We start from the raw sequence: 7474 nt of genomic DNA, 5'->3' as shown, positions 1-7474 counted from the left end.
ACATAACTACCTCCTTCGTATATTAATGATGCACGTTTCCAGTTTCTTGTCCAATGTTCATCTGTTTTAACATGTCCTTTACGCACATATTTAAATACATTTTGCGCAAAATCATCTGCGGTGTATCCGTCAGCATTCCTAGTAACGATCCCTTCCATAGTCGCTTTTACTTTGTGTTGAACATCATAAGGATCAAACGTACCTGAACCATTAACCAAGGTCAACATTTCTCTTTCAAACAGCTCTTTATTTTCCGGTTTCTGTTCCGTTTTAATAACCGGAACTGTGGACAAATCGATTAGATTAGCATAAAACTGAGTTTCTTCCCAACTTAACCAACGATCATGTTCGCGAATCCCAAATACATAAAAATGATGTTCTAAATTCCGGTATTCTATAGAATGGATTGCATACAGGTTCTCCATAAAGAACTCCAGATCGCCAAGATCATATTTAACGAGTTGCCAAAACCGTCTGAGACTCTCTGTCCAGGGCGATGTAGTTGGAGCGGCATGTGAGCGGGCAAATACACCATGTTTTGACAAACAGTTATTCTCTCCGTCTAGTTTCTCAGTATGTATTAGCGTCGGTATTTGTTGTAAATATTTCCAATAGTCGTGCTGAATCCTATCATCGCTCGTTGTCCCCGGCGAAAACGGATAGTGAAAAGTACGACCATATTTTTGTGAAATAGCCATATTGTAATAAGTAAAATTAAAAAAATAGTAATTACTCCCTCCCCGGCTGGGAAAGGTCATTTAACATTATATGCGAAATGATATTACATGACTCAAGACTTAAACAGTTGATATATTTACAAATGTAAAAAACTATTTTCGTTTTCCGCTTAAAGGATATTTTTTAACGATTTCGTCACAACTTTTTAAAAATTGTATCAGCAATTTGTTTGATAAATGATTAGGTAACGTTCTGTACCAATTTCATATTAGTTTGCGTAAAAAAATGCTCGTACTAGCCCGAAGAGAAAAATAACCATGCTTGTAAAAACCAGAAGAATGCCAGCTAACACAAATATTGGTGCTACAGAAGGTGAGTTCGTTAATATTTTTAAACCAAACGCGGGGACTAAAATCAAAAATCCAGCTGTAAAAAAACAAAAATGCCAGTATCCCGTTTTTAATTTGATGGGTCGTTTAATCCTTTCTAATCCAAGATAAATTAAACCAGTTAATCCTGTGAAGAGACATAGCAAAACAGCAATATATAAGTGTCCAATGACATAATACGTGTCGTGAATGTTAACATCAATTGTTTGTTTCTTAGTCCAAAAGCCAATTAATAAAGAAAAAAATGCTGTTGACAGAAAAAGGAATGCGGGGTTTAATTTCATTAGAGCATATTTCATTATACTAATATATAAATTACACCTTAGAAGTGCTTTGTATCCTGACCAGGGACAGTCTACTTTTTTATTTACGACTGAGCACTAGAAACCAAGGCAGATGAGGTAGAAAACCTATACTGCCCTTCTTATACTATTTATTCTTCAGTTAAATACCCGTCACTATTCATTCTTAAAAGATCTGTCAATTTATCAATTCGTTCAAGAGTTATAAAGTCATCAAGACTTTTGATCATCACCTTGTTAATTTCAATTATAAACTCTTGAGTAGTCATAAGTATTTTATAGGATGCATAAACCTACCTAAAATACCACAAACAAAAAAGCCGTTCTTCTTTTCTGAAAAACGGCTTTTTAAGCTGTGGTCGCTAGTGCACAAATTTCGAACTTTTCCCTATCTGATTTAGCTTTAATGGCCGATTTTTTTGAAAAAATAAATAATGGTGATTTTCTTTCAAACGACCTAAATAAATAAAGCAATTCCACTCTTTTATTCGACTATGAAAAATAGTACAGAATCACATGTAAGTAACTGACAAATAAGCCACATTGTAACAAATGCAATAATTCTGTGTCTCAAAATCATGCTAACTTTCAATAAATTCATAAAGAAATATCAGGAAACAAAGGTTCTAGATATACACGAAATGAGCTTAAATAAAGGGATTTATTGGCTTAAAGGTGCAAATGGCTCAGGAAAGAGCACCTTACTGAAATCTTTAGCCGGTATTTTACATTTTGAAGGTGATGTTTTACTGGACAAGCTAGTTAGTGTAAAAAAAAATAAGCGCGAATATCGCAGGTTGGTAAATTTCGCCGAAGCTGAACCTGTCTTCCCTGAATTTCTTACTGGAAAAGAGCTAATCGATATGTTTGCTGAAGCTAAGAGTGGAACAAACGAACAAAAGGAATTTTACACTCAGACAATTGGTCTTCAACCATATCTGGACCAACCTTTAGTCACTTACTCTAGTGGTATGCTGAAAAAACTTTCTTTGATATTGGCTTTTATGGGGAAGCCAAAACTCATTTTACTAGATGAACCACTGATCACAGTAGATTTAACTTCTCTGGAAGTACTTTACAACTGGATTATTGAAAGAAACAAATCAGAAGACACTAGTTTTGTACTGGCTTCACACCAGTCTCTGGATGGATCAGGTATCCCGGTAGATGCCATACTCTCCATTAATGACAAGCAATTATCGTTAAGCAAATGAAGTCACCAATCATAACTGTTTTGACAAAATCTTTTGCCTGGAGGTTTTACAAAGAACATTCGGGAATACTCATTTTCTTTTTTGTAACAGTAATCAGCTATTGCTTTTTTATCAAAACAGCAGGGATTTACAAAAAAGAGGAATCTGTTTTCTACCACTTGATGTTAATGATGACTTTCCTGACTTCACCAGCTATTATGGTTGCAGTCTTTGTACTTTGGATATTTTATACCGTTAAGAGTTGGCAGTTCATCGGGCAAGAACTAAAGAAAAATCAATTCAAGTTTCTTTATTACAGTATTACATCCTCTAGCAAAGCAGCTCAGTTTTTTGCCTGGTGTTATGTCCAATTGATGATTTCGTTACCACTGATTGGATATTGGCTATTTGCAACAATCCTTGGCCTGATATATGATTCCTTTTTAATTCCAGCGATCACCTTTGTTTTTATTTTGATCTTAATTTGCCTGAGTGCACTTGTATATTTAAAATTCATAAACCAATTAGAGCGATCAAATTCAAATAGCGTACTACTTCAACTTATCTCAGGTCGCAAAAAGAATATCTCCACGTTATTTCTTTATCAGCTATTAAACAGCGGCAAGCTTTCTTTTGCGCTTACCAAACTCTGTTCATGTCTAATCATCATGGGAATGATCAATATTTCCACAATGGCATTAAATGACGATAGATTACCCTTAATATTTATACTTGCAATAGTTACTGTGCATAGTTTTTTGATTTACCAGTCAAACTATTTTCAGGAGAACAAACTCCGTTTGATGCGCAACTTACCTATCGGCCGCTTTCAACGTTTTATAAGTTTTTCCATGATTTGGGTTTTGTTAACCATACCAGAAACACTTTGGCTATTTTCTAAATTTCCTTTATGGACTGCCTTGTATAGTGTTTTTACAGGGTTGAGCATTGCGCTGCTTTTTAATTCACTTCCATTACTTACCGGGCTCAGAATTTTCAGATACCTAATCTGGGTTTTCGCCTTTTTTGTACTGCTATTTTACGGACTTGTCTGCGGAGGAAGTGACTTAATAGCTTTTGTTTGCCTGACTATTGCCTATCTCATCTTTTTTAATAGATATTATAAACCTCCTCTTCTAAGCTGATTAGTCTTTAGAAAAATAAAGCAAAAAACCTCAGTAGTTTTCTGTACTACCGAGGTTTTTTTTGTGGGCCATGATGGGCTCGAACCATCGACCAAAAGATTATGAGTCTTCTACTCTAACCAACTGAGCTAATGGCCCGCGAAAATCTGTTTGATTTTGCGAGTGCAATGTTACATATTTACATTCAAATTTGAAACACTTTTATGCAAAAAATTAAAAATATTATATTCGATTACGGCAATGTTATTTTCGAAATAGACTTCAAAAGGACACAAGACGCTCTATTACAACTAGGTATTACAAACAGCACAGAATTTTTCGCACATAAAAGTCACCACAATCTTTTTAACGATTTTGAGACCGCCGCCATTACTCCTGCCCAATTTAGAGTAGGAATTCGTGAAGCCGCAGGAAATAATAATCTAACGGACGAAGAAATTGATGTTGCATGGAACAGTTTATTAATTGGCGTTCCCCCCGGAATTCACGATGTGTTGCTGAAAGTAAAAGAAAAATACCGCACTTTTTTATTGAGTAATAACAACGAAACCCATTACAACTACATTGTAGACTATCTGAAAAGAGAGTTTAACATGCCCGACAATAGCGGTCTGTTTGAAAAGGCTTACTATTCTCAACACATGTTTCTGCGTAAGCCAAACGTAGAAATATTTGAACAGGTAATCCGCGAGAATAACCTAAATCCTGCCGAGACTTTATTTATAGATGATAGTCCACAACATATTGAAGGTGCCAAGCTAGCAGGATTAAATACACTACTCATGACCAAACACCCTAAAGAATTAGAACAGGTATTGATCGAGCATCAAATCTTATAAAACAGTATAGAGAATTCAAAAAAAAAGGCAGCTGATGATATCTCAGCTGCCTTTTCTATAATAAAGGTTAAACCTTTATTATAGTCTTCTACGTTGCTTCTCTTTCACAATTAAACCAAGCTCTCTGCTCGTTTGCCCCGCTACTGAAGTATTCTCCTGCGCTCGTCTAAACAAGTACGGCATAACGGCTTCAATTGGACCATATGGAACATACTTGGTCACATTATAACCTGCATCAGACAAATTGAAACTTAAATTATCACTCATCCCCAACAATTGAGCAAAATAAACGTGTGGATGATTGTGAGCTATTCCATGTTTGTCTAGTAATTGAGCCAAAACGCGACAGCTATTTTCATTGTGCGTTCCACAAACAATAGCAATCTCATTAATATACTCCATGCAGTAATTTAAAGAAGCATCATAATCACGATCAGAAGCTGCTTTATCAGGCTGTATCGGTGACGGGTAACCCATTTCCTCTGCCCTTTTACGTTCTTTCTCCATGTAAGCACCACGCACCATTTTCACACCTAAAATAAAGCCAGAAGCTTTAGCAATCAAGTGATCCGCTTTCATATCAGCCAACTTATCATGACGGTACATTTGATAAGTATTGTATACGATGATGCTTTTTTGGTTAAATAAACGCATCATATCTATAGCCAATTCATCAATCGTATCTTGAATCCAGGTCTCCTCAGCATCAACCATGATTGGGACATTTTTATCATAGGCCATTCTGCAGATTCTCTCGCAGCGCGCTTTCACCTTTTCAAATTCTGCCTGTTCAGCAGTTGTCAATTCTTTTTTCGCATCCAATTTCTCCAGCAAACCAAAGCGGCCAATACCCGTAACTTTAAATACGGTAACAGGAATCCGCTTGTCCCCGGCAGCGCGCTCAATCGTTCTTATAATTTCGGCACATGTAAAATCAAAAACAGCCTCTTCCTCTTCTCCTTCTACAGAATAATCTAAAATGGTCCCAACCTGGCCAATTGCAAGCTGTTCGATGGTATGCTCGCACTCTGCAATAGTTTCACCACCGCAGAAGTGTTTAAATATAGTAGCTTTAATTACCCCTTTAATTGGTAAGCCTATGTTAAGGAAAAAATTAGTGATTGGAGGGCCGATTTTTGTTAAAAAGTTACTGCTAATCAACTTGAATAACCAATAGGCAGCATTTAATTCATTATTTGATTTATTGCGGAAAGCAATTTCAGTATCATCAAAATTCAATGATTTTTTGGGGGATAGTTCCATTTACGAATATCAGTTAGTCATTTTGCTTGCAAAAGTATAAATTCCCATGCTATTGGTGGTAAAACACTTTATAATTAATTGTAAGTTTGCCTTGCGATGATAAAATTTAAATTAGAAGGCGAATTTATTCCCCTTATTCAATTATTAAAAGCAACAGGACTGGTTCAGAGTGGCGGAGAAGCGCAGACCGTTGTTGAAGATGGTTTGGTAAAATACAACGGAGAAGTTGATTACCGTAAAAGATTAAAAGTTCGCGTTGGCGATGTAATTGATTTTATGGGACAAAAAATAACAGTAGTTTAATGAATAAATTAGATAGCGCAGGCCATACGATTCATTTCGAAACACAGTTGGCGCCTCTTGCAGAGATACTAGAATCGGGAAAATACAGTAAGATATTTGTATTTGCCGACAGCACCACTTCGGAAGTTTGTTTACCCCTATTCCAGGAAATGCTGGATGATTATAATGGTTTTGACCTCATAGAGACCGATCCAGGTGAAGAAAATAAGAATATAGATTTCTGTATCGGCATCTGGAAAACATTACTTGATTTTGGTGCAGACCGTAAATGCTTAATGATTAACCTCGGTGGTGGCGTAATTACTGATATGGGTGGATTTGTAGCTTCAACCTACAAGAGAGGAATCGACTTCATTAATATCCCAACTACCCTACTTTCGCAGGTTGATGCTTCTGTAGGTGGTAAAACGGGTATCGATGTAGACAATGTTAAAAATATGGTAGGAACCTTTACCCTACCACAAGCCGTTTTCATTGAAACAGCCTTTTTAAAAACATTGCCACAAAGGGAATTGCTATCAGGCTTTGCTGAAATGATTAAACATGGTTTAATTGTAGACCGCAATTATTACAATGAGCTAAAAAACAGTGATTACCAGAACATTGAATCTCAAGCCATTTACCGTTCGGTAGAGATAAAGAACGAAGTCGTTACCGAAGATCCACATGAAAAAGGATTAAGAAAGATCCTGAACTTTGGACATACCATCGGGCACGCTGTGGAGACTTATGCCTTGATTAACGATGAAAAGCCATTAACACATGGGGAAGCCATTGCTATAGGAATGATTTGCGAGGCTTTCTTATCCAGCAAAAACAATACGCTAAGCGCGGATGACCTGGAAGATGTGACCAGCTATATCAGCAAGCTCTACCCTGCGTACCACATCAAAGAAGATAGTTTTAAGGATCTGATGGAGTTTATGCAGAGTGATAAGAAGAATGAAAATGGTCAAATCATGTTTTCATTGCTAAGCAGCATTGGTAAATGTGATTATAACTGTAGAGTATCGGAAAATGACATATTAGCAAGTTTTGCTTACTTTAATGCCATTCAGGGTTAATAGATATCGCTAAAGTTTTGACTACCACGATAGCGCACATGTGCAACAAAAAAATATTTTTTTTAATTAACTATTGACAAATAAAATTTTGTTTGTACATTTGACAAAACGACAAAAAGAAAAGATGAATAATATCACTACATATTGGTTTGGTTACTTCTACTATTTTAGTAAGAGCCGGGACTAATATGCACTGATATCAACACGATAAATGTATACGAAAGTCCCGGCCAAACGCCGGGACTTTTTTTTTGTTTTAACGCAACCAGAAACCAATAAAAAAAGGCAAAAACTAATC

At 36.2% G+C, this 7474-nt stretch carries 8 protein-coding genes and 1 tRNA gene; 5 read left to right on the top strand and 4 right to left on the bottom strand.

Features of this window, described 5'->3' with window-relative positions; translation table 11 throughout:
* The coding region (locus BLS35_RS09920; protein ID WP_090780382.1) for an RNA ligase family protein at positions 1–698 on the bottom strand (698 nt) is incomplete at its 3' end.
* 318 nt (positions 699–1016) lie between these two features.
* Here BLS35_RS09920 and BLS35_RS28055 point away from each other — a divergent pair.
* Positions 1017–1178 (top strand): hypothetical protein, encoded by a 162-nt coding sequence (locus BLS35_RS28055; RefSeq protein WP_217634946.1) that lies wholly within the window; start codon positions 1017–1019, stop codon positions 1176–1178.
* Between the two features lie 832 nt (positions 1179–2010).
* Positions 2011–2583, top strand: a complete 573-nt coding sequence (locus BLS35_RS09910) for an ABC transporter ATP-binding protein (protein ID WP_207909093.1) — start codon at positions 2011–2013, stop codon at positions 2581–2583.
* 340 nt (positions 2584–2923) lie between these two features.
* Here BLS35_RS09910 and BLS35_RS27730 read toward each other — a convergent pair whose 3' ends face one another.
* Together BLS35_RS27730 and BLS35_RS09900 are read right to left on the bottom strand one after the other, a co-directional pair.
* Positions 2924–3079 carry a hypothetical protein gene (locus tag BLS35_RS27730; protein WP_165973267.1) on the bottom strand — a complete coding sequence of 52 codons (156 nt, stop codon included), beginning with the start codon at positions 3077–3079 and terminating at the stop codon, positions 2924–2926.
* A 692-nt stretch (positions 3080–3771) separates the two neighbouring features.
* A tRNA-Ile gene (locus BLS35_RS09900) sits at positions 3772–3845 on the bottom strand.
* Between the two features lie 65 nt (positions 3846–3910).
* On the opposite strand from BLS35_RS09900, the gene BLS35_RS09895 reads away from it, so the two are divergent.
* Positions 3911–4546, top strand: coding sequence for an HAD family hydrolase (locus tag BLS35_RS09895; RefSeq protein WP_090780372.1), 636 nt, complete (start codon positions 3911–3913; stop codon positions 4544–4546).
* Positions 4547–4624: 78 nt separating this feature from the next.
* Here BLS35_RS09895 and BLS35_RS09890 read toward each other — a convergent pair whose 3' ends face one another.
* On the bottom strand, positions 4625–5809 hold the full coding sequence (locus tag BLS35_RS09890; protein ID WP_090780371.1) for a proline dehydrogenase family protein: 1185 nt from the start codon (positions 5807–5809) through the stop codon (positions 4625–4627).
* A gap of 96 nt (positions 5810–5905) precedes the next feature.
* Between BLS35_RS09890 and BLS35_RS09885 the strand changes: the two genes are divergently transcribed.
* Both BLS35_RS09885 and aroB read left to right on the top strand, forming a co-directional pair.
* Positions 5906–6112: an RNA-binding S4 domain-containing protein gene (locus tag BLS35_RS09885; RefSeq protein ID WP_090780368.1), complete on the top strand. Its 207-nt coding sequence runs from the start codon at positions 5906–5908 to the stop codon at positions 6110–6112.
* The gene (gene aroB, locus BLS35_RS09880) at positions 6112–7176 is read left to right on the top strand and encodes a 3-dehydroquinate synthase (protein WP_090780366.1); all 1065 of its coding nucleotides are present in this window, start codon (positions 6112–6114) and stop codon (positions 7174–7176) included. The genes BLS35_RS09885 and aroB overlap by 1 nt, the downstream gene beginning before the upstream one ends.
* Positions 7177–7474: the final 298 nt, after the last annotated feature.

Source organism: Pedobacter sp. ok626 (assembly GCF_900100435.1).
In the GTDB taxonomy this organism is placed as follows: Bacteria; Bacteroidota; Bacteroidia; order Sphingobacteriales; family Sphingobacteriaceae; genus Pedobacter.
This window is presented reverse-complemented; position numbering and strand designations above follow the sequence as displayed.